Here is a 20,840-nt window from a genome sequence, read left to right on the forward strand (position 1 = left end):
GGTTGTCGTGCTCCTTACGCACTGGTGCGGCGCGCCGCAGCCTGAGTGATCCGGTCGAACATGACTCCGAGCAGTACGATGGCGAGTCCCGCCGCCAACCCCTTTCCGTACAGCTCTCCCTGCGAGAATCCGGCCACGACGTCGTAGCCGAGGGCGCCGGCACCGACCAGGCCGCCGACGACAACCATCGAGAGCACGTAGATGAGGCCCTGGTTGGTGGCAAGGGTCAGCGCACTGCGTGCCATCGGCAGTTGGACCTTGGTGATGATCTGCCAGGTGTTGCAGCCGGTGGAGGCGGCCGCCTCCACGGTCGTCTCGGGAACGTTGCGCACCCCGTCCGCGATGATCTTGATGGCGACGGGGGCCGCGTAGACGACGGCCGCCACGATCGCGGTGAAACGTGTGGCGCCGAAGAGCGCAAGGAACGGCACGAGATAGACGAACGGGGGCATGACCTGCGCCGCGTCCAGCGTGGGCCGCACGATCCGGTCCACCAGCGCGCTGCGTCCCATCCACACGCCGAAGGTGGCGCCGAGCAGCATCACCAGGACCGTGGCGACGACGGTCGAGGCCAGCGTCGTCATGCTGTCCGACCACAGACCGGTACCGACGAGCAGCCCCACGCACACGACGGCGGTCACCGCGGCCCGCCAGCCGCCGAGCACCGCGGCGAGCCCGCACAGAGCGGCGCCCACCAGCCACCACGGGGAGTCCGTGAGCAGCGTCTGGAAGGGGTTGAGCAGGCCGTTGGTGAGCGCGTCGCGGAAGGCGTTGGTGACGCCCGACACATGGTCCTGCATCCAGGTGGTCGCCGTGTCCGCCGCGCTCGCGATGGCGCTGCCGGTGCCGCCGTCGCCCGGGAAGGATGCCGCCCATACGTAGGTGTGGGACAGATACACCAGCACCGCCGTGACGACCGCACCGGCGATCAGCAGCGGCCTGCGCCATCGCAGGAAACGGCCGCCCGAGCGGCGCGCCGCCTCCGCACGCCCGGCCGCCGCCGTGGTGACCCGGTCCAGGACGATGGCCATGACGACGATGGCGAGCCCCGCGTTGAAGGCGGTTCCCACGTCGAGCGACTGCAGGGCCTGTACGACGGTCTTGCCGAGGCCGGGCGCGTCGATCAGTGCGGCGATGGTCACCATGGCCAGGGCCGCCATGATGGTCTGGTTGACGCCCATGACCACGGTGCGCTTCGACATCGGCAGCAACACCTTCAGCAGCTGCTGCCGTCGTGTCGAGCCCATCGACTCCGCCGCCTCGACCGTGGCCGGCGGCACGGAGCGGATGGCGTGTGCGGTGATGCGGATGGCGGGCGGAGCCGCGTAGATCACGGTGGTGATCGTGGCGGAGGCCCCTCCGATGAGGAAGAACAGGGTCAGCGGGGCGAGGTAGACGAAGGTCGGCATCGTCTGCATGAAGTCCAGGACGGGCGTCATGATCCGGTTGAACCGGTCGGAGAGACCGGACCACACACCGAGGGGGATGCCGATGAGCAGCGCCACGAACACCGCCGACAGGGTCAGCGCCAGAGTGTCCATGCTCTCCTGCCACAGGCCCTGCAGCCCGAAGAACGTGAAGCCGGCGACGGCCAGGAGAGCGACCCGCCAGTTCCCTACGGCCCAGGAGACATAGCCGGCTAGTCCCACGACACCGAGCCAGCCGATCTGCGGGACCGGGCGGGTGCCTGTGGGCTGTGAGATCAGGGACTGGACGAACGTCACCAGGTTGTCGATGACCAGGCGGATCTCATTGAAGAAGTAGAGGAAGAGCGGATTGGAGTTGCGGTTGGCGCCGATGGTGTCGTTGACGTCGTTCAGCCAGCGGTGCAGACCGGTGAGGTCGGCCGCGGCGAGGGACAGCGTCTGCCGGCCGCGCAGCACGGCGAACAGCACCAGCCAGGCGATCAGGATCGCCGCCACCACGACGGGGCGGCCGACCTTCTTGCGCAGGGGCGCGACCGGCGCGGTCGCGTCGGCGGCGACGGCCATCACGCACCGCCTTCCTGCCCGGCGACCACGGCGAGGATCTCCTCGTCGCCGACGATGCCGAGCAGCTTGCCGTTCTCGACGACCTTGACCGGTTTCTCGGCGGCCAGCACTGCCCGGGTGGCCTCGCGCACGACGACGTCCGGGCCGAGTTCGGGACCGTCGAGGGCGTCGTCGGGCTCCGCGGGGCGCATGATCCAGCGCAGGGTCAGCACATCCCCGCGCGGCACGTCGCGGACGAAGTCCCGTACGTAGTCGTCCGCCGGGGCGCCCACGAGCTCGTCGCCCGTGCCGCACTGGACCATCCTGCCGTCGCGCATGATGAGGATGCGGTCGCCGAGCTTGAGTGCCTCGGAGAGGTCATGGGTGATGAACACCATGGTCTTGCCGACCTCGTGGTGCAGCCGGATGACCTCGTTCTGCATGTCACGGCGGATCAGCGGGTCGAGGGCGGAGAACGGCTCGTCGAAGAAGAGGACGTCGGGGTCGCCGGCGAGGGCACGGGCGAGGCCCACGCGCTGTTGCATACCGCCGGAGAGCTGGTCGGGATAGGAGTTCTCGTATCCGGCGAGGCCCACCAGTTCGACGACCTCCAGAGCCCGCTTGGTGCGCTCGGCCTTGCCCATGCCCCGGATCTCCAGGCCGAACGCCACGTTCTCGACGACCCGTCGGTGGGGCAGCAGGCCGAAGTGCTGGAAGACCATGGAGAACTTGCTGCGCCGCAGCTCGCGCAGCCGCTTGGCGTCGGCGCCGCGGATGTCCTCGCCCTCGAACACGATCTCGCCGGCGGTGGGTTCGATCAGCCGGGTCAGACAGCGCACCAGAGTGGACTTCCCGGAGCCGGACAGACCCATGACGACGAAGACCTCGCCGGGCGACACCTCGAAGTCGACGTCGCGCACGGCGGCGGTGCATCCGGTGCGGTCCATGAGTTCACGGCGGGTCAGCCCGCACAACTCCTCGGAGCCCGGCACCTGGTCGGCCTTCGGCCCGAACACCTTCCACAGTCGGCGCACGGAGATGACCGGGGTGCGGTCCGAATCCTGGGGCGTGCCGCGCCGCTGCGACACCTCGGTCTCTGTGGGGGTCACGGTCGACCTCTTTTCGGCGTTCAGCCGCGGAACCAGTGCTGCGGCCGGGGTTGGATGTTCTGCCAGACGTGCTTGGGCTCGCGGTACTCGTTGAGGCCGGTCGGTCCCAGCTCCCGGCCTACGCCCGAGTGCCCGAAGCCACCCCATTCCGCTTGCGGCACATAGGGGTGGTAGTCGTTGATCCACACCGTGCCGTGGCGCAGCCGCCGGGCGACCCGCTGGGCCTTGCCCGCATCCTGCGTCCAGACGGCTCCGGCCAGTCCGAACTCCGTGTCGTTGGCGATGCGGACGGCGTCGTCCTCGTCGTGGAAGCGCTCGACGGTGAGCACGGGGCCGAAGGACTCCTCGTGCACCACGCGCATGTCCTGCCGGCACTCGTCGAGGACGGTGGGCGGGTAGTAGAAGCCGTTCGCCAGCCCGGGATCGTCCGGGCGTCTGCCGCCGCAGCGCAGTACGGCGCCCTCGGCGAGGCCGGCCGCGACATACACCTCGACCTTCTCGCGGTGTTGCGCGGAGATCAGCGGTCCGCTCTCCGCCTCGGGGTCGAAGGGGCCGCCGAGGCGGATGAGCCGGGCCCGGCGTACGACCTCGTCGACGAGGGCGTCGTGGAGGGAGTCCTCGACGATCAGCCGGGCCCCGGCCGAGCAGACCTGGCCCGAGTGCAGGAAGACGGCCGTGAGCGCGAAGTCGACGGCGGTCTCGAAGTCGGCGTCTTCGAAGACCACGTTCGGGTTCTTGCCGCCGAGTTCCAGCGCGACCTTCTTCACCGTCGCTGCGGCAGCGGCCATGATGCGCCGTCCGGTCTCGAAGCCTCCGGTGAACGACACCATGTCCACGGCCGGGTCCTCGGCGAGCGGCGCGCCCACCTCGGCTCCCGCGCCCAGCACGAGGTTGGCGGTACCGGCCGGGAGCCCTGCCTCGTGCAGGGCGCGCATCAGCAGGATAGAGGTGGAGGGCGTGAGTTCGCTGGGCTTGAGGACGAAGGTGTTGCCGGCCAGGAGGGCCGGGGCGACCTTCCAAGAGGCCTGCAGCAGCGGGTAGTTCCAGGGGGTGATCAGTCCGCAGACGCCGACGGGCTCATAGGTGACGCGGCTGAGGGCGTCGTCGCGGCCGGTGTCCACCACGCGGCCGGCGTCGGTGCCGGCGATGCCGCCGTAGTAGCGGAAGCAGGAGACGACGTCGGCGATGTCGTACTCGCTCTCGACCAGCCGCTTGCCCGTGTCCAGCGACTCCGCGCGGGCGAACTCCTTGGCGTCGCGTTCGAGGATGTCGGCGGTGCGCAGCAGGAGTTCGCCCCGTTCGCGCTCGGGGGTGTGCGGCCAGGACCCGGTGTCGAAGGCGTGCCGGGCCGCGGCGATCGCCGCCTCGGTGTCGGATCGCGTGCCCTCGGAGACCGTCGCCACGAGCGTCCCGTCGGCCGGACAGCGGATCTCCCGGTGGCCGCCGGCCGCCGGATCACGCCACTCTCCATCCACATACAGATCTGCCACGCGCCGAGCCCTTCGACCGGAATGCGTTGCGCATCGTGCACTGAATTGCTGGTGGTGGAACACCTTGGCCGAATGAACGGACATACGTCAAGGGGTTGGTGGATTGCGATTTCGCCATCCGGGCAGTTGCCCCGACGTACTTGACCGAGTGCCTCGCAGGGCCCAACCATGTTGCGCATCGCTCACCAGGTTGTGCAATACGCACCAAGGGAGGCACCTCGAATGACCCCTGGACCGCAGCCCGGCCGTGAGTACGTCCTCACCCTCTCGTGTCCCGACACCGCCGGACTGGTGCATGCCGTGAGCGGCTTCCTCGTCAGGAACTCCGGCAACATCCTGGAGAGCCGGCAGTTCGACGACCGTTTGCAGGGCCGGTTCTTCATGAGGGTCCACTTCGACGTTTCCGACCCGGACGTCGACCTGGAAAATCTACGTTACCGATTCGGCCCCGTCGCCGAGGCCTACGGGATCTCCTGGGCCCTGCGCCACGCCTCCACCCCGACCCGGACGCTCATCATGGTGTCCAGGTTCGGGCACTGTCTGAACGATCTGCTCTTCCGGTGGCGCACCGGCGCGCTCAACATCGAGATCCCGGCCGTCGTCTCCAACCACCGGGACTTCGAGGGCCTCGCGCACACCTATGGCATCCCCTTCCACCACATCCCCGTGACAGCGGACACCAAGGCCCACGCCGAAGCTCGCCTGCTGGGTCTGGCAAGGGAGTTGAACATCGACCTCGTGGTCCTCGCCCGTTACATGCAGATCCTCTCCGACGATCTGTGCAAGGAACTGGAAGGCCGGGCCATCAACATCCACCACTCCTTCCTGCCCGGCTTCAAGGGCGCGCGCCCCTACCGGCAGGCGTACGAGCGCGGCGTGAAGCTGGTCGGCGCCACGGCGCACTATGTGACGCCGGACCTGGACGAGGGTCAGATCATCGAGCAGGACGTGGTGCGGGTGGACCACTCCCTCGACCCCGACGATCTCGTCACGGTGGGCCGCGACGTGGAGGCGCAGGTACTGGCCCACGCGGTGAAGTGGCACACCGAGAGCCGGGTCATGGTGCACGGCAACCGCACGGTGGTCTTCCGCTGAGCGCCGCGCGGACCCCGTTCAGCCCACCTCAGCCGCCCAACCGGTCGAGCAGGGCGCGGCGCCAGCGTTCGGTCTCCGCGACCTGGTTGAACGTGAAGAGGTGAAGCCCGGCCACTCCCGCCGAGGGCGCGGTGAGCGCGTCCGCGCCGCGCGCGAGGAGCCTTCCGGGGTCGTACCCTCCGGGCGCGGCGAACCGCAGAAACCACGAGGGGTGCCTGGTCAGGAAACGTGTGGACTCGCCAACCCCGATCTTCGTCGCCATGGACAGCAGCTTCGCGCGCTGCACGGGCCCCGTGACGCCCACGTGGACGGGCAGGGTGACCCCGCGGCGGCGGATCCGGGTGATCCAGTCGCCGAGCACGCGCGGATCGAAGCACAGGTTGCTGACGATGTACGTGGCGTGCGCCTGTTTGGCCCACATCGCCTGGACGGTGATGTCGTCATGGATGAGGGGGTGGCTCTCCGGATAGCCCGTGATCCCCATCTCCGGGAAGGGCCTGCCCAGTTGGCTCAGCGTGCGCAGCACCGGCAGCGCCCCCTCGTACACCCCGGCTGGCGGATCGGCGTCGCCCGCCGGGACGAACACGTCGTCGACGCCCACCGCACGCAACCGGTCGACGACATCCTTGAGATGCGCGTCGTCCCGCAGCAGCCGCGCGGGAACGTGCGGGACGACACGGTATCCGTGCGCGGCGAACCGCTCGGTAAGGGCGAGCGTCGGCTCCAGGCCCTTGACCGGCGACGCGGTGACGGTGACCACGACGTCGCGCGGTAGATGGGCGAGGACCTTCTCCTCGGTCGTCGCGGCCGGCAGCACCTCGTAGCGGACACGGCCGAGCAACGTCCGCAGTACCTCGGCGCCCAAGGCCTACCGGGCCTGTTTCTGCGCGTCGCGGTGGCGGTAGTACACGGCCTTGGACGGGGCCGGCTGTTCGTTGCCCAGGATGAGGTCCGCCGCCTTCTCGGCGACCATCATCACCGGTGCGTAGATATTGCCGTTCGTGACGTACGGCATCACCGAGGCGTCGACGACGCGCAGCCCGTCCAGTCCGTGCACCCTCATGCTCAGCGGGTCGACGACGGACATCTCGTCGGTGCCCATCTTGCAGGTGCAGGAGGGGTGGAGGGCCGTCTCGCCCTCCTTGGCGACCCAGGCGAGGATCTCCTCGTCGGTCTCCACGGAGGGTCCGGGTGAGATCTCACCGTCGTTGTACGGCGCGAGCGCCGGCTGGCCGAGGATCCGGCGCGCGACGCGGACGGCCTCGACCCACTCGCGGCGGTCCTGTGCGGTGGACAGGTAGTTGAAGCGGAGTGCCGGGTGCTTGAGCGGATCCCTGCTCTTGATCTTCACGGAGCCCCGGGCGTCGGAGTACATCGGCCCCACGTGCACCTGGTAACCGTGCCCGCCCGCCGGCGAGGAGCCGTCGTAGCGGACCGCGACGGGCAGGAAGTGGAACATCAGGTTGGGGTAGTCCACGTCCTCGTTGCTGCGGGCGAAGCCGCCGGCCTCGAAGTGGTTGGTCGCGGCCGGGCCCGTGCGGAAGAGCCACTGCAGTCCGATGACGGGGGCACGCCACTTGGCCATGTACGGCTGCACGGACACGGGCTGCCTGCAGGCGTACTGGACGTAGACCTCGAGGTGGTCCTGGAGGTTCTCCCCGACGCCCGGCAGGTCGTGGACCACGTCGATGCCGAGGGCGGCCAGTTCAGCGGCGTTGCCGACCCCGGACAGCTGCAGCAGTTGCGGGGAGTTGATGGCGCCGCCGCACAGGACGACCTCGCGGGCGCGGACCTGCTGCGGTGTGCCGCGCCCTTGCCGGTACTCGACGCCGACGGCGCGCTTGCCCTCGAAGAGGATCCGGCTGACGAACGCCCGGGTCTTCACGGTGAGGTTGGGCCGTTTCATCGCGGGCTTGAGGTACGCCTTCGATGCCGACAGACGGCGCCCGCGGTGCACGTTGCGGTCGAAGGGAGCGAAGCCCTCCTGGCGGTACCCGTTGACGTCGTCGGTGCGGGCGTAGCCCGCCTGCTCAGTGGCCTCGAGGAAGGCGGTGAACAGCGGATTGACGGCGGGGCCGCGCTCGAGCACGAGCGGGCCGTCGTGGCCGCGGAACTCGTCGTCGTTACCGGCCGCGAGACAGTTCTCCATCCGCCGGAAGTACGGCAGGCAGTGCGCGTAGTCCCAGGTCTCCATCCCGGCATCGGCGGCCCACCGCTCGTAGTCCATGGGGTTGCCGCGCTGGAAGATCATGCCGTTGATGCTGCTGGAGCCGCCCAGTACTTTGCCGCGGGCGTGGTAGATGCGCCGACCGCCCATATGGGGCTCGGGCTCGGACTCGTACTTCCAGTCGTAGAAGCGACTGCCGATCGGGTAGGTCAGCGCCGCGGGCATGTGGATGAACACGTCCCACGGGTAGTCGGGCCGGCCCGCCTCCAGCACCAGCACCCGGTTTCGGGGCCCCGCCGAGAGCCGGTTGGCAAGGGCGCTGCCGGCCGATCCACCGCCGACGATGACGAAGTCGTACTGCTGAGGAGCCATGGTGCCTCGTCTCGCTCGCGCCGTCGATACGCGAGGCATGCTAATACGGGTAGCGCTATGCGCACTAGGTTGCGTTCAGCGCAACTTGACGGGCCCTTGAGCATGTCGGCGATCACTTGCGTCGGCGTTGTTTACTGCGCGTATAGTTTCGCCATGAGCAACTACAGTCCGGATACCGAAACGACAGGTCCGCAGGCCGGCGGAGTGCAGTCCGTCGATCGCGCCATCAGCGTCCTCGAGATCCTGGCCCAGCGCGGCGAGGCGGGCGTCAGCGAAGTGGCCGCCGAGATCGATGTTCACAAGTCGACCGCGTTCCGGCTGCTCGGCGCCCTGGAGGCGCGCGGTCTGGTGGAGCAGGCGGGCGAGCGCGGCAAGTACCGGCTCGGATTCGGCATCGTACGCCTGGCCGGTGCCGTCACGGGGCGGATCGACATCACCCAGCAGGGACGCCCGGTCTGCGAGCGTCTCGCCGAGGAGATCGGCGAGACCGTGAACATCGCCGTGATGCAGGAGCAGTACGCGATCAACCTCTACCAGGTGCGCGGGCCGGCGGCCGTCACCGCGCACAACTGGGTCGGCCAGCTGACCCCGTTGCACGCCACCTCGAGCGGCAAGATCCTGCTGGCCCATCTTCCCGCCAAGGAGCGTGCCGCCCTGCTGTCGGACGCCGGCCTGAAGAAGGTCACCCCGCACACGCTGACGGCGAAGACGAAGCTGGAGAAGAATCTCGCCGAAGCCCGGGAACGGGGCTATGCCTGGACGCTGGAGGAGCTGGAGATCGGGCTGCACGCGATGGCCGCGCCGATCCGCGACCGGGAGGGGCAGGTCGTCGCGGCGATCAGTGCCTCGGGACCCTCTTACCGGTTCACCGAGGAACGGATGCACGAGCTCGCTCCGGTGCTGCTCAAGGGCGCCGAGGAGATCAGCCACCGGATGGGCTACCTGGGCTGAGCGGCCCGCGCGCCCCGGCTGCGGGGAGCTCAGGAGCGAGGCCGTGACCGCACGGCCCGGTCAGCGCGGCTGCCCGGTGCCCAGACGCTCCTGCACCCAGTCGTGGAAGGCGCCGATGTGGTGCTCACTGGGCACCAGTACACCGCCCTTGGCGTAGAGCCGGGAGCTCATTCCGGGCTGGGTGCGTTCGCACGCATCGAAGTCCTGGCGGTTGACCCGGTCGAAGAGTTCCACGGACCGGCCGAGGTCCTTTCCGCTCTCCACGACGCCGGGCAGGTAGAGCCAGTCGCACTCCACGACCGTGCGGTCCACGGCCACCGGGTACATTCGATGGAAGATCACGTGGTCGGGTACGAGGTTGATGAATACCTGCGGCTTGACGGTGATCGCGTAGTAGCGGCGGTCCTGCTCCTCGGACACCCCGGGAATCCGCTGAAGTCCCTCGGAGCCGTCGACGGTGAAGCCCTGGACCTCCTCGCCGAACTCGGCGCCGTGGCCCACGTAGTACTGCGCGGCGTAGCCGTCCGCGAACTCCGGTAGCACCTCGGTGAGTTCCGGGTGGATCGTGGCGCAGTGGTAGCACTCCATGAAGTTCTCGATGATGAGCTTCCAGTTCGCCTTGACGTCGTAGACGATCCGCTTGCCCACCGCGAGGTTCGCGATGTCGTAGTGCTCGATCGACTCCACGTCGCCCAGCCGGGCGATGACCTCGCCGACGACCTCCTCCTCGAAGGACGGCGGATTCTCCGCCAGGCACACCCAGACATAGCCGAGCCACTCGCGCACGGCCACGCTCACCAACCCGTACTCGGTGCGGCCGACATCGGGCATCTTGCTGAGATTGGGCGCCGCGACGAGCCTGCCGTCGAGGTCGTAGGTCCAGGCGTGGTACGGGCACTGGAAGGCGCGCTTCACCTCGCCGGCCCCCTCGGTGCGGAGCTTGGCTCCGCGGTGCCGGCAGACGTTGAAGTAGGCGCGCACGGAGTCGTCCCGGGCGCGGGTGACGAGGATGCTCTCGCGCCCGACGTCGACGGTCCGGAAGGCGCCTGGCTTCGGCAGGTCGGACGAGCGCGCGACGCAGAACCACATCGTCTCGAAGATGCGCTCCTGCTCCTGGGCGAAGATTCCCGGGTCCGTGTAGCAGGAGCCGGGGAGGGTGGCGATCAGGCTGTCCGGCAGGTCTGTCGAGGTCACGGTGCACTCCTCGGGAAACGTCGTGGATCGGTCAGTCACGCGCAGAGAAGAGCGACTTCGCGCGGCGTTGTGTATGGGGCAACGCTGCGTGCCATGTGCAACGCAGCATGAGTTGCCGCCCCGTCGGTGTCAAGAGGCGGCCGTGAGCCGCTTGCGCCAACGGGTGAACAGCCGCGGCTGGTTCACCCCGAGCACGGCGACCGGCCGACCGGCACGCCGGTAGACGGCCAGGAAGCGACGGTCGCCGATGGTTCCTTCCTCCACCGTCACACTGTCGGCACCGGCGGCGTGACCCACGAACTGGATCTTCACGCCGTACTGGTCGGACCAGAAGTACGGCGGCCGGGGCGCGACCGTCTCGGCGGCACCCGAGGTCAGCAGCGTCGCCACGGCGATGTCCGGCCGCTCCAGCGCGCCGGTCCAGTGCTCGACGCGGCGATGGCGGCCGGCGTGTGGGTCGTACCAGGCGGCGCAGTCTCCGACGGCCACCACCCCGGGCAGGCTGGTGCGGCCGTCGGCGCCGCACGTGACGCCGTCGTCGAGCGCGACACCGGAGCCTGACAGCCAGTCCACGCACGGACGTGCGCCGACGCCGACGACGACGGTGTCGGCCGGAATCCCGCGGCCGTCCTCGAGCAGCACGCCCTCCACCCGGCGCTCCCCGCTGAGTCCCTTGACGCCGACACCGCACAACAGCCGTACGCCGTGGTCGGCATGGAGGGCGGAGACGACGCGGCCCATGGTCTCGCCGAGCGGTCCGGCCAGCGGTGCCGGTGCCGCTTCGACCACCGTCACCTCGAGTCCGAGGCCGTGCGCGGTGGACGCGACCTCGGCGCCCACGAACCCGCCGCCGATCACCACCAGCCTTCCGCCCGCGGCCAGTTCGCCCCGCAGGGTGCGGGCGTCGTCCAGGGTGCGCAGGACGTGCACTCCGGCCAGTCCCGAGGTGCCGGGCAGCCGGCGCGCGGCCGCGCCGGTCGCGATGACCACGCCGTCGGCGCGTATCTCCCGGCCGTCGGCGAGACCGATGGAGCGCCGATTGCCGTCGAGTCCGATGGCGCGGGCACCCAGCACCCACTGGGCGTCCAGGTCCTCGTCCTCGCTCTCCAGCGCCAGATCCGCTTCGCCGATGGCACCGGCCAGGAACTCCTTGGACAACGGCGGTCTGTCGTACGGGCGGTGAAGCTCCTCACCGATGACGACCAGCCGGCCGTCGTATCCCCGCTTCCGCAGCGAGCGCGCCGCCGAGAGACCGGCCAGCGAGGCGCCCACCACGGCCACGGTCCTCACGCGGGGCCTCCGGCGAGACGGGAAGCCACGCAGGGCGGCAGGTTGGGCGCATCCGTCGACAGCTGGACGTAGATCGTGCCGTCCTCGACGACGACCTCGTGGGTGCGAACCGGGAGCTTGGCCGGCGGGGCGCCGACGGCACCGGTCCTCAGGTCGAACGTGGAGGCGTGCAGCGGGCATTCCACCTCGCAGCCCTCCAGCCAGCCGTCGGCGAGCGAGGCGTCCTGGTGGGTGCAGGTGTCGTCGATGGCGAAGACCTCTCCGTCCTCGGTGTGGAACACCGAGACCGGCGGGTCGATGTCGAGCCGGTAGGCCTCGCCTCGCGGCAGATCCGCGAGACGGCACGCGGGAATCATCATGACACCTCGGTGCGTATAGCGAAACGGATTGCGATTGACGCAACGCCAGTCTGTGGGCGGCGCTAAACCCTTGTCAAGACGTCCAAGAGCCCGGTTGAACCGGCTCCGGCGACCGTTCCCGGCGCATGCCAAAGGGTCCCAACCAGCCGCGCGAGCAGGCCGAAACGGGATCCGGCGATCCGGTGAGGAGGCGAGAACACGGGGTCCGTGCGGAACCATCGCGCCGGGAGGTAGGTGCGGAAAGCGTGGCCGTCCGCCGCACGGCGCGGCGGTGGCGCGGCGGCCGGGACTCGTTCGCTGAGCTGAGGGCGCTTGACCCGCACCAGCGGGGGTGTTGGGCGCGCACAGGCTCCTAGCGCCCGCACCGGCGCGCAGGTTGGGCCTGGACCGGCTCCCCATCGGCGTGAAGGCCGAGACCGCACCGGCGTGAAGCCGGACGGCGACGGGACACCCCGTGAGGCGGCACCCTCTCCCCGGCCGGCGCCGTGAAGCGCCGAGAGGTGCCGCCGTCCGGGCGTTCAGAAGCCGCGGTCGATCCGCTCCTGAATGGGTGGAGCGTCTCTAACTGGCCTAGCGAGCCTGAGCGTTGCTCAGCCTTGGGAGCCAATCGCCTTCGTGCCCTGGTACTGAACGACAGGAGCCGCCAGCCCGCGTGGCACGTCCCTCCGGACGCTGGTCGACCGGGCCGCAAGACCCGACCGAGGAGGGTGCCCGACGTCGCCTGGGCGCCCGACGTGCGCGTGGCACTCCGCCACAGGCTCACTACGCTTCGCTAATCCAACTGGTGAGCCTCGGCGCCGATGACGGTGGGGAAGTCGCTGTACGGCCTGCCGCCGTCCAGCGTGAACGTCCCCGAGCTGACGAGCCGTTCCTTACGGGCCCCCGTCATGGGAAGACCACCACCGAGCGCAGTACGTCGCCCTGGTGCATACGCGCGAAGGCCTTCTCGACCTCGTCCAGCGCGACGGTCTCCGTGACGAAGGCGTCCAGGTCCAGGCGGCCCTGCAGATAGAGGTCGATGAGCATGGGGAAGTCACGCGAGGGCAGGCAGTCGCCGTACCAGGAGGACTTCAGCGATCCGCCCCGGCCGAAAACGTCCAGCAACGGCAGTTCCAGCTTCATGTCCGGAGTCGGAACGCCGACCAGCACCACCGTCCCGGCCAGGTCGCGGGCGTAGAAGGCCTGCCGGTAGGTCTCCGGACGGCCCACCGCCTCGATGACGACATCCGCCCCGAATCCGCCGGTCAGTCCGCGGACCGCCTCGACCGGATCGGTCTCCTTGGAGTTGACCGTGTGGGTCGCGCCCAGTTTCCTTGCGGTCGCCAGCTTGCGGTCGTCGATGTCCACCGCGATGATCTTCGATGCGCCCGCCAGGTGCGAACCGGCGATCGCCGCGCCCCCCACGCCGCCGCAGCCGATCACTGCCACGCTGTCGCCGCGTCCGACGTTGCCCGTGTTGATCGCCGCGCCGAGCCCCGCCATCACCCCGCACCCAAGAAGTCCGGCGGCGGCCGCCGACGCCGCCCGGTCCACCTTGGTGCACTGCCCGGCCGCCACGAGTGTCTTCTCGGCGAAGGCGCCGATGCCCAGGGCCGGCGACAACTCGGTGCCGTCCAGCAGGGTCATCTTCTGCCGCGCGTTGTGCGTGTCGAAGCAGTACCACGGCCGACCGCGCAGACAGGCACGGCAGCGGCCGCACACCGCACGCCAGTTCAGGATCACGAAGTCGCCGGGTACGACGTCCGTGACGCCCTCGCCCACCGACTCCACCACACCCGCCGCCTCGTGCCCGAGGAGGAAGGGGAAGTCCTCGCTGATGCCGCCCTCACGGTAGTGGAGGTCGGTGTGGCAGACCCCGCAGGCCTCGATCTTCACCAGCGCTTCGCCCGGGCCGGGATCGGGCACGGCGATCGTCTCCAGGCTCACGGGGGAACCCTTGCCCCGCGCGACGACAGCACGGACGTGGTGAGTCATGGCCACTCCTCGGCTGGTACGAGACCCTGTTGGGCGTTGCTTATCGCGGCACGCATCTCGTGTCGTGCAACACAGGATCGTGGAGTGCCGAGCGACGGTCAAGGATCCGTCCGATGGCTTCGCGAGCGGCACATCACGGTGCCGCGTGGGTGCGCCGCCCGTCACCCGGCGAACGGCAAGAGCCGCAGCGGGAACGGACTGTTCCTCTACCTCGTCCTCGACCGGGCGAAATCCAACCTGGCCATGGCCCGCCACCAGCTCAAACGCATCGAGGCCGAGCTCGAGGTGTAGGCAGGCGGTGCGTCCGTACCTCCGCACACCGACGACTTGCAGATTTCTTCATCTGGGCACATCCAGATCGGGCCAATCTCCTGGGTGTGCGGGGCAGGAACGGCGAGGATCGGTCCGCAACACCACACGCGGCGGCGCGTATTGGGCCGCCGCACCCGGTACACCGCCCACCGAACGCGGCAGGGAGCGAGCGATTCAACATGCAGGTCCCCCTCTACCAGGCCAAGGCCGAGTTCTTCCGCATGCTCGGGCACCCCGTCCGGATCCGGGTCCTGGAACTCTTGCAGAACGGCCCCGTCCCCGTACGCGACCTGCTCTGCGAGATCGAGATCGAACCGTCCAGCCTCTCGCAGCAACTGGCGGTACTGCGCCGTTCGGGGATCGTGGTGTCCATACGGGAGGGCTCCACCGTGAGTTACGCGCTCGCGGGCGGCGATGTCGCGGAGCTCCTGCGCGCGGCTCGCCGGATCCTGACGGAACTGCTGGCCGGCCAGACCGAGTTGCTGGCCGAACTTCGCCAGGCCGACGACCGTCGTCCGGCCCTGGCCCCGGGCAGCGCACGTCGAAGCACCTGACAGCGCGGCCGGCACGCGACCTGCGCGGTCGACGGCCATGGGGCGACGGACGGCCGGCGAGCCGCGTCTCCACGAGGGGATCGTGGCGGCCTGGAGGAGGGGGACACACCTTAGGACGACTGTGACTCCGCCCGGCCTCCGCGGTGTTGCGGGGGCCGGGCGGGCGTGGAGGGGATCGGACGGTCACCAGGTATGACCGGCAGCGGCGAAGTCACCGTCGCGTCAGGTCGCCGGCGGAGGCCTCCGCCGTGCCCGGCGACGGGCCTCAGACGGAGCCGGCGAACACGGGAAGGTAACCGCGGGACTGCCCGACGTCGGTGGGGTGGTAGGACTCCGTGACGGCGAGCAGGTTCACGCTGCGCAGCCAGGGGTTGGCCGAGCAGATCTCGTGTCCGGTGAAGGAGCGGCGGACGTCGGCGAAGGTGAACCCGTGATCGGCGGCGCGCTTGGCGGTGACTGTGTCGAGGTGGTCGACGGCGTTGTTGAGGGCGGACCGCGCGGTGTCGGAGAGGCCGATCGCACACATCCCGCTGAGCCGGTACAGATGCGGATAGCCGAGCACCACGACGTGGGCGGCGGGGGCCTTGCTCCTGATGGCCTGGTAGAGACGGTCCAGGTCGCCCGGGAGATTGGCGTCCATGTATCTGCGTGCCTCGGCGGCGGCGGTCACGCATGCGGTCGTGCCGCGCAGCACGCAGGTCGTCATGACCTTGGCGAAGCCCGAGTCGCTGCCGCCGACCGTGATGCTGACCAGGCCGGTGCGGCGGCTGAGGGTACCGAGCTGGCGGGCCAGCACATCGCTCGTCCGGGCGCCGTTGCACGCGGCGAAGCTGAACGACGACACCGAATGGGCCGCGGCCCACTGGGCGGGATAGGCCCGGCTGCTGCGCAGGCAGTCGCCGCTCGAGGCGAGGTAGCCGCCTGCTCCGACCCCGGCGGAGTAGGAGTCGCCGAGGGCCACGTAGCCCCTGGACACCGACAGCGGGACCGCTTGTGCTGTGGTGGCCCCGGTGAAGGTCCAGGCGGCGGCGAGGAGGAGCGAGGACACACGGACGGCGATTCGGGACTGTCTCATGCTCCTGCCTTAACACGGCTCGTTCGACCCGGGCTGTCATGACCGCTCGCCCCCGCGCGGCCGTGTTGAGAAGCGTCCCTGGCCGTGCCGCTCGCGAAGCGTCCTGTCCTTGACCGGACTTCTGCGGGAACCGGCGGTGTACGGGCCTGCCGTACTCCGTGCGGACGTCACCCGGACGGCCGTCACTCCGCCGGCGGCGTTTGTGCCGCCCCCGGACTGGAGTGCCTCGCCCCGCGGAACCCCGGGAGACGCGGGCAATCGCCGATCACCGCCCTGATCATCAGCTGGGTTTCTTGGTGAGACTCGCTAGGGTGAGTGCATGAAACGGACGTCTTTCGAGAACTGGCCGTGCTCCATCGCGCGGACCATGGACCTCCTGGGTGACTGCTGGACGCCGCTGGTGCTGCGTGAGGCGTTCTACGAGGTCAGCCGCTTCGACGAGTTCCAGCAGGGGCTGGGCATCGCGCGCAACACCTTGACCGACCGGTTGCGTCACCTCGTGGACGAGGGTGTCCTGGAGAAGCGGCTCTACCAGAGCGAGCCGCGGCGTCACGAGTACGTACTGACGCAGAAGGGGCGGGACTTGTTCGGCGTCCTCGCCGCCATGTCCCGCTGGGGCGATCGATGGCTGGCAGGGGAGGAAGGCGTCCCCGTGGTGTTCCACCACGACACGTGCGGCCACGACACCGGGGCCGAGGTGGTCTGCGCGGTGTGCCGGAAGCCGCTGGAGGCCGAGGACACCTCGATGCGCATGGGGCCCGGGTATCCGGAACGGCTCAAGCGACGGGCGGATGTGCGCCGCCGGTTCGGTGCCGACTGACGGACCCGCCGCCCACGGTCCTTGACAGGGTAAGTCTTGTGAAGCAACCCTTGGGGCCAACTGCTCGATGGCGAGGAGGCTGGCCGATTTGGAGTGGACGGGCGCACGTTACGCGGACACACCCACGCTCGAGGTGCGGACCTGGATCGACGCCCCGCCGACGCGGGTCTGGTCGCTGGTGAGCGATATCGAGCTGATGCCGACCATGAGTGCGGAGCTCCAGTCGGTCGAGTGGCTCGACGGGGCGGCAGGGCCGGCCGTGGGCGCCAGATTCGTCGGGCGTAGCAAGCATGAGGCGCTGGGGGAGTGGCAGACGACCTCGCACGTCATCGAGTGCGAACCCGGGCTGTCGCTCGCCTGGGCCGTGGAGGACCCGGCCAACCCCTCAGCGGTCTGGCGCTTTCGGCTCCGGCCCAAGGACGGCGGCACCGAGCTGTCCGAATGGATGCAGCTGGGCCCGGGCCGTTCCGGTCTCTCCCTGGCCATCGACCGGATGCCGGAGAAGGAGCAGAAGATCGTGTTCGTGCGGCTGCGCGAGTTCGAGCGGAACATCACCGCCACCCTGGAGCAGATCAAGAAGCGGGCGGAGAAGTGATGCGCACCGCCACCACCATCGAGGCGTCCGGCGGTGAACGCTGGTCGGAGCAGACCGACTTCGTCGTGGAGGCCGAGAAGCTCGGCCTGGACGTGTGCTGGGTCGCCGAGGCATGGGGCTCCGACGGTCCCTCGGCGCTCGGCTACTACGCGGCGCGCACCGACCGGATGCTGCTGGGATCCGGCATCATGCAGGTGGGGACGCGGACTCCGACGGTCGTGGCACAGACCGCCATCACGTTGTCGAATCTGTCCGGCGGACGGTTCCTGCTCGGTCTCGGCGCCTCCGGCCCCCAGGTGATCGAGGGCCTGCACGGGGTTCCGTTCGCCCGGCCCCTGAGGCGTATGCGCGAGACCGTGGAGATCGTGCGCCGGGTCCTCGACGGTGGGAAACTCTCCTACTCCGGAGCCGAGTTCCGTATTCCGCTGCCGGGCGGCGAGGCGGTCCCGATGCGCCTGTCGATGCGCGCCGAGCACCGGATCCCCGTCTATCTGGCCGCGCTGTCACCGGCGATGCTGGAGCTGACCGGGGAGGTCGCCGACGGCTGGTTGGGAACGAGCTTCGTGCCCGAGGGTGCGGCCGGTGCCTACTTCGCCCATCTCGACAACGGCCTTGCCCGAAGCGGCCGTAGGCGTGCGGAGCTGGACATCTGCCAGGGGGCGGAGGTCGCGTTCGCGCCCGACGAGGAGGCGCTCGGGGCGATGACCGCGACGCGCAAGAAGGAACTGGCCTTCAGCCTGGGAGGCATGGGCTCCGCGTCCACCAACTTCTACAACAACGCCTACAGCCGCCAGGGTTGGGCCGAGATCGCCGCCGAGGTGCGGGAGCGGTGGCAGTCCGGCGACCGGGACGGTGCCGCCGGCCTGGTGACGGACGAGATGGTCCTGGGCACGACGCTGATCGGCACCGAAGCCATGGTGCGGCAACGGTTGAGGGTGTGGCGTGAGGCAGGCGTGGACACCGTCCGCCTCTACCCGGCGGGGGAGTCGCTGCAGGCCCGGCTCGACACCCTGGCCAGGGCCATCGAGCTGGTGCGGGAGACGGACGACGGTTCGTGAGCCGGAGCCGTGTCCGGGCCGCCGGTGACGCCCTCGCACTGCGGTCAGGCGCCCGGCCGCGCGCGGGACGGGCAGCCCCACGGACCTCGAGGTGTCCGGCTGACCGGAGCAGCCGGTGACCGGCGCGGACCCGCCGTGCACCCGGTCGGCGCAATGGGCCGAGCAACCCCGAGTGGCGCGGGAATCCTGACCGCGGGGGTGCGCCAGACTTCCGTGGAGACGACTTCGGACCGGACCCGGTGCCACGACACGGTTCCGGCCGGTCCCCGGATCGCCCCGGTCCGTGGACCGAGGAGGAGAGAATGAGCGACCTGCTGTCTGCAGTCCTGGAAGCCCACGGCGGCGTCGACCGGTGGCGGCGACTGTCGACCTGCACCGCGACGATCGTCAGTGAAGGGGAACTCTTCAGGGCCAAGGGGATGCCCCAGGACCCGCAGCCCCGGCAGATGACCGTGAGCCTGCACGAGGAGCACGCGTCGGTGCGTCCCTTCGGCGGCCCCGATCAGCGCAGCGACTTCACCCCCGACCGCACCGCGATCGAGCGCGCCGACGGATCTGTCGTGGCCGAACGCTTCGAGCACCGGAAGGGGTTCGCGGGGCATACGTTCGAGACTCCGTGGGATCCGCTGGACCGGGCCTACTTCAACGGGTATGCCCTGTGGACGTATCTGACGACTCCGTTCTTCATGCTCATGCCCGGGATGGCAGTTCACGAGAAGGAGCCGTGGGCCGAGTCCCCGACGGAGACATGGCGTGGTCTGCGGGTCTCCTTCCCGGACGGGATCGAGAGTCACAGCAGGGAACAGGACTTCTACTTCGGTGACGACTTCCTGGTCAGGCGTCACGACTACCATGTCGACATCGCGGGTGGTTTCGCGGCCGCCCATTACATGTACGACATCGCGGAAGCGGACGGGATCAGATTGCCCACCAAGCGCCGCGCGTACCGCCGGGGACCCGACGGGCGTCCGCTCCGCGATCACCTGATGGTCGGCATCGACCTCAGCGACGTCCACTACTTCTGACGGGGTCTCGCCCGTGGTCCCGTCCGGCTCCGCGGCGGGCCGGGCGGCGGCCGTGGTGCCCTTCCCTGGCCCCATGGCCGCCGCCCGGCATCACCGGGCTCGTCAGACGGCCGTACGACCGCCGTCCACGGGCAGTACCGCCCCGTGCACGAAGCTCGCCGCGTCGCCGGCCAGATAGGCGATCGCCTCGGCGACCTCCTCGGGCGCGGCCGGGCGGCCCGCCGGGGCCTGTGCGGCGAGTGCGTCGAGGTCCTCATCCATACCGGCGGTGCCCTCGGTACGCGTCGGGCCGGGCTCCACGGCATTGATCCGCACCCCGCGCGGACCGTACTCGGCGGCCCACGCCTTGGTGAGCAGGTTCACCGCCGCCTTGCTGGACGAGTAGAGCGCCATGCCGGCCACGCCGTACTCGGCGACCATGGTGCTCACGTTCACGACCGCCCCCTCCCCGCGTTCGGCCATCGGCGGGGCCAGGGCCGCCACCAGGTGGAAGGGAGCCTTCACGTTCAGGTCGTAGACGGCGTCCACATCGCCCTCCGGCGTCTGGTCCGTCGGGCCGAACGGGAAGATACCCGCATTGTTGACCAGGACGTCCACCCGGCCGCCGCCCAGTGCGACGGCCTCCCGGGCCAAGTCCCGCGCCCCCTGAGCGGTGCGCAGATCGGCGGCGACGAAGTCCGCCCGCCCACCCCGGTCCCGGATGGTGCCGACCACGGACTCGCCGCGGGCGCGGTCCCGGCCCGCGACCAGCACGTGTGCGCCGCGCTCGGCGAGCAGGGTCGCGGTGGCGGCACCGATCCCGCTGGTCGCCCCGGTCACCAGCGCCACGCGTCCGGTCAGAGCAAGAGAACCCATGAGGTCCATCCTTCGTATCGAATCTCCAGGGTCAGCGAGCACGACCGTGCCGCGTCCGCTGTCCCGTCACCTCGTTCGCGAGCTGACACGGGTCGAAAGCGCGCGCTGACGTACGGGATTCCGTCTTCGCCATAGGTGATTCCGAGAGCCGCCATAGGCGCCGGGGTGTCGTCCCGCGATCGAGCCCTTCCGGGTGCGCCGCAGCACCGGAGTGCTGGTCAGGCGCCATGCGTGGCCAAAAGCGGGACCTATGCCCGCTCTTGGTGAGGGCAATGGCTCGATGCGATGCGGGGCACCGAAACATCGCGCGGTCGCTCCGGCGATCCGCGCCACGTCCGGCCGCGCCCACGCCTGTGGCCGCCCCCGGTCAGACGAACCAGTGGCTTGTCGGCCATGAACGCGCCTGGAGGTCTCGAACCAGTCAGGACGCCCGGCCGACGGCGCGAGCGGTTGCCGCCGGCAGGTAAGGCCAGCGTAGGACGACCGTTCCTAGTCAGTGAGCAGGAGTGAGTCTTGTACCCAGTCCTGGTCAACTGGCGCATCCCGAACGGTGGTGGATGCACTGGTCTCCCGCG

Annotated in this window: 19 protein-coding genes; 8 read left to right on the forward strand and 11 right to left on the reverse strand. The window is 69.7% G+C overall.

The features are described from left to right. Positions 1–14: 14 nt before the first annotated feature. The 3 genes from ACWDA7_RS15670 to ACWDA7_RS15680 are packed head-to-tail and all read right to left on the reverse strand — an operon-like array spanning position 15 to position 4,569. The gene (locus tag ACWDA7_RS15670; RefSeq protein ID WP_450604727.1) at positions 15–1,991 is read right to left on the reverse strand and encodes an ABC transporter permease; all 1,977 of its coding nucleotides are present in this window, start codon (positions 1,989–1,991) and stop codon (positions 15–17) included. Further along, positions 1,991–3,079 (reverse strand): betaine/proline/choline family ABC transporter ATP-binding protein, encoded by a 1,089-nt coding sequence (locus tag ACWDA7_RS15675; protein WP_432936287.1) that lies wholly within the window; start codon positions 3,077–3,079, stop codon positions 1,991–1,993. The genes ACWDA7_RS15670 and ACWDA7_RS15675 overlap by 1 nt, the downstream gene beginning before the upstream one ends. 20 nt (positions 3,080–3,099) lie before the next feature. Further along, the gene (locus tag ACWDA7_RS15680) at positions 3,100–4,569 is read right to left on the reverse strand and encodes an aldehyde dehydrogenase family protein (protein WP_450604725.1); all 1,470 of its coding nucleotides are present in this window, start codon (positions 4,567–4,569) and stop codon (positions 3,100–3,102) included. Between the two features lie 222 nt (positions 4,570–4,791). Here ACWDA7_RS15680 and purU point away from each other — a divergent pair, with 222 nt between their 5' ends. Then, positions 4,792–5,664, forward strand: coding sequence for a formyltetrahydrofolate deformylase (purU, locus tag ACWDA7_RS15685; RefSeq protein WP_450604723.1), 873 nt, complete (start codon positions 4,792–4,794; stop codon positions 5,662–5,664). 28 nt (positions 5,665–5,692) lie between these two features. Here purU and ACWDA7_RS15690 read toward each other — a convergent pair whose 3' ends face one another. Both ACWDA7_RS15690 and betA read right to left on the reverse strand, forming a co-directional pair. Further along, the gene (locus ACWDA7_RS15690) at positions 5,693–6,529 is read right to left on the reverse strand and encodes a 5,10-methylenetetrahydrofolate reductase (protein WP_450604722.1); all 837 of its coding nucleotides are present in this window, start codon (positions 6,527–6,529) and stop codon (positions 5,693–5,695) included. 3 nt (positions 6,530–6,532) lie between these two features. After that, positions 6,533–8,203 carry a choline dehydrogenase gene (betA, locus tag ACWDA7_RS15695; protein ID WP_450604720.1) on the reverse strand — a complete coding sequence of 557 codons (1,671 nt, stop codon included), beginning with the start codon at positions 8,201–8,203 and terminating at the stop codon, positions 6,533–6,535. 153 nt (positions 8,204–8,356) lie between these two features. Here betA and ACWDA7_RS15700 point away from each other — a divergent pair, with 153 nt between their 5' ends. Continuing rightward, entirely contained in the window at positions 8,357–9,154 is a 798-nt protein-coding gene (locus ACWDA7_RS15700; RefSeq protein ID WP_450604719.1) for an IclR family transcriptional regulator, read from the forward strand. 60 nt (positions 9,155–9,214) lie between these two features. Here the strand turns inward: ACWDA7_RS15700 and ACWDA7_RS15705 are convergent, their stop codons facing one another. The 4 genes from ACWDA7_RS15705 to ACWDA7_RS15720 form a co-directional block, all read right to left on the reverse strand. Next, a complete protein-coding gene (locus ACWDA7_RS15705) occupies positions 9,215–10,348 on the reverse strand; it encodes an aromatic ring-hydroxylating oxygenase subunit alpha (protein WP_450604718.1) in 1,134 nt (377 codons plus the stop codon). A gap of 129 nt (positions 10,349–10,477) precedes the next feature. After that, positions 10,478–11,638 (reverse strand): NAD(P)/FAD-dependent oxidoreductase, encoded by a 1,161-nt coding sequence (locus ACWDA7_RS15710; RefSeq protein WP_450604717.1) that lies wholly within the window; start codon positions 11,636–11,638, stop codon positions 10,478–10,480. Further along, positions 11,635–11,997 (reverse strand): bifunctional 3-phenylpropionate/cinnamic acid dioxygenase ferredoxin subunit, encoded by a 363-nt coding sequence (locus tag ACWDA7_RS15715; protein WP_450604716.1) that lies wholly within the window; start codon positions 11,995–11,997, stop codon positions 11,635–11,637. The genes ACWDA7_RS15710 and ACWDA7_RS15715 overlap by 4 nt, the downstream gene beginning before the upstream one ends. Before the next feature lie 885 nt (positions 11,998–12,882). Continuing rightward, positions 12,883–13,971 carry an S-(hydroxymethyl)mycothiol dehydrogenase gene (locus ACWDA7_RS15720; RefSeq protein WP_450604715.1) on the reverse strand — a complete coding sequence of 363 codons (1,089 nt, stop codon included), beginning with the start codon at positions 13,969–13,971 and terminating at the stop codon, positions 12,883–12,885. 84 nt (positions 13,972–14,055) lie between these two features. Between ACWDA7_RS15720 and ACWDA7_RS15725 the strand changes: the two genes are divergently transcribed. Together ACWDA7_RS15725 and ACWDA7_RS15730 are read left to right on the forward strand one after the other, a co-directional pair. Then, the gene (locus ACWDA7_RS15725) at positions 14,056–14,262 is read left to right on the forward strand and encodes a hypothetical protein (protein WP_450604754.1); all 207 of its coding nucleotides are present in this window, start codon (positions 14,056–14,058) and stop codon (positions 14,260–14,262) included. A gap of 200 nt (positions 14,263–14,462) precedes the next feature. Beyond that, positions 14,463–14,837 (forward strand): ArsR/SmtB family transcription factor, encoded by a 375-nt coding sequence (locus ACWDA7_RS15730; protein WP_450604714.1) that lies wholly within the window; start codon positions 14,463–14,465, stop codon positions 14,835–14,837. A 265-nt stretch (positions 14,838–15,102) separates the two neighbouring features. Here the strand turns inward: ACWDA7_RS15730 and ACWDA7_RS15735 are convergent, their stop codons facing one another. After that, positions 15,103–15,912, reverse strand: coding sequence for an SGNH/GDSL hydrolase family protein (locus ACWDA7_RS15735; RefSeq protein ID WP_450604713.1), 810 nt, complete (start codon positions 15,910–15,912; stop codon positions 15,103–15,105). 319 nt (positions 15,913–16,231) lie between these two features. Here ACWDA7_RS15735 and ACWDA7_RS15740 point away from each other — a divergent pair, with 319 nt between their 5' ends. The 4 genes from ACWDA7_RS15740 to ACWDA7_RS15755 all read left to right on the forward strand — a co-directional run bounded on the left by ACWDA7_RS15740 (position 16,232) and on the right by ACWDA7_RS15755 (position 19,410). Beyond that, positions 16,232–16,732 carry a winged helix-turn-helix transcriptional regulator gene (locus ACWDA7_RS15740; protein ID WP_450604712.1) on the forward strand — a complete coding sequence of 167 codons (501 nt, stop codon included), beginning with the start codon at positions 16,232–16,234 and terminating at the stop codon, positions 16,730–16,732. An 88-nt stretch (positions 16,733–16,820) separates the two neighbouring features. Continuing rightward, entirely contained in the window at positions 16,821–17,327 is a 507-nt protein-coding gene (locus ACWDA7_RS15745; RefSeq protein ID WP_450604711.1) for an SRPBCC family protein, read from the forward strand. Beyond that, positions 17,327–18,385 carry an LLM class flavin-dependent oxidoreductase gene (locus tag ACWDA7_RS15750; RefSeq protein WP_450604710.1) on the forward strand — a complete coding sequence of 353 codons (1,059 nt, stop codon included), beginning with the start codon at positions 17,327–17,329 and terminating at the stop codon, positions 18,383–18,385. Before ACWDA7_RS15745 ends, ACWDA7_RS15750 begins: the two co-directional genes overlap by 1 nt. 302 nt (positions 18,386–18,687) lie before the next feature. Next, on the forward strand, positions 18,688–19,410 hold the full coding sequence (locus ACWDA7_RS15755) for a hypothetical protein (protein WP_450604709.1): 723 nt from the start codon (positions 18,688–18,690) through the stop codon (positions 19,408–19,410). A gap of 102 nt (positions 19,411–19,512) precedes the next feature. Here ACWDA7_RS15755 and ACWDA7_RS15760 read toward each other — a convergent pair whose 3' ends face one another. Further along, a complete protein-coding gene (locus tag ACWDA7_RS15760) occupies positions 19,513–20,265 on the reverse strand; it encodes an SDR family NAD(P)-dependent oxidoreductase (protein ID WP_450604708.1) in 753 nt (250 codons plus the stop codon). Positions 20,266–20,840 lie beyond the last annotated feature (575 nt).

The sequence above is a fragment of the Streptomyces sp. NPDC001156 genome, from assembly GCF_053598275.1.

Coding starts and splice junctions, on each gene's coding strand:
- ACWDA7_RS15720 (WP_450604715.1), bottom strand. CDS start 13,971: ATGACTCACCACGTCCGTGCTGTCGTCGCGCGGGGCAAGGGTTCCCCC.
- betA (WP_450604720.1), bottom strand. CDS start 8,203: ATGGCTCCTCAGCAGTACGACTTCGTCATCGTCGGCGGTGGATCGGCC.
- ACWDA7_RS15715 (WP_450604716.1), bottom strand. CDS start 11,997: ATGATGATTCCCGCGTGCCGTCTCGCGGATCTGCCGCGAGGCGAGGCC.
- ACWDA7_RS15750 (WP_450604710.1), top strand. CDS start 17,327: ATGCGCACCGCCACCACCATCGAGGCGTCCGGCGGTGAACGCTGGTCG.
- purU (WP_450604723.1), top strand. CDS start 4,792: ATGACCCCTGGACCGCAGCCCGGCCGTGAGTACGTCCTCACCCTCTCG.
- ACWDA7_RS15700 (WP_450604719.1), top strand. CDS start 8,357: ATGAGCAACTACAGTCCGGATACCGAAACGACAGGTCCGCAGGCCGGC.
- ACWDA7_RS15740 (WP_450604712.1), top strand. CDS start 16,232: ATGAAACGGACGTCTTTCGAGAACTGGCCGTGCTCCATCGCGCGGACC.
- ACWDA7_RS15755 (WP_450604709.1), top strand. CDS start 18,688: ATGAGCGACCTGCTGTCTGCAGTCCTGGAAGCCCACGGCGGCGTCGAC.
- ACWDA7_RS15760 (WP_450604708.1), bottom strand. CDS start 20,265: ATGGGTTCTCTTGCTCTGACCGGACGCGTGGCGCTGGTGACCGGGGCG.
- ACWDA7_RS15735 (WP_450604713.1), bottom strand. CDS start 15,912: ATGAGACAGTCCCGAATCGCCGTCCGTGTGTCCTCGCTCCTCCTCGCC.
- ACWDA7_RS15730 (WP_450604714.1), top strand. CDS start 14,463: ATGCAGGTCCCCCTCTACCAGGCCAAGGCCGAGTTCTTCCGCATGCTC.
- ACWDA7_RS15670 (WP_450604727.1), bottom strand. CDS start 1,991: ATGGCCGTCGCCGCCGACGCGACCGCGCCGGTCGCGCCCCTGCGCAAG.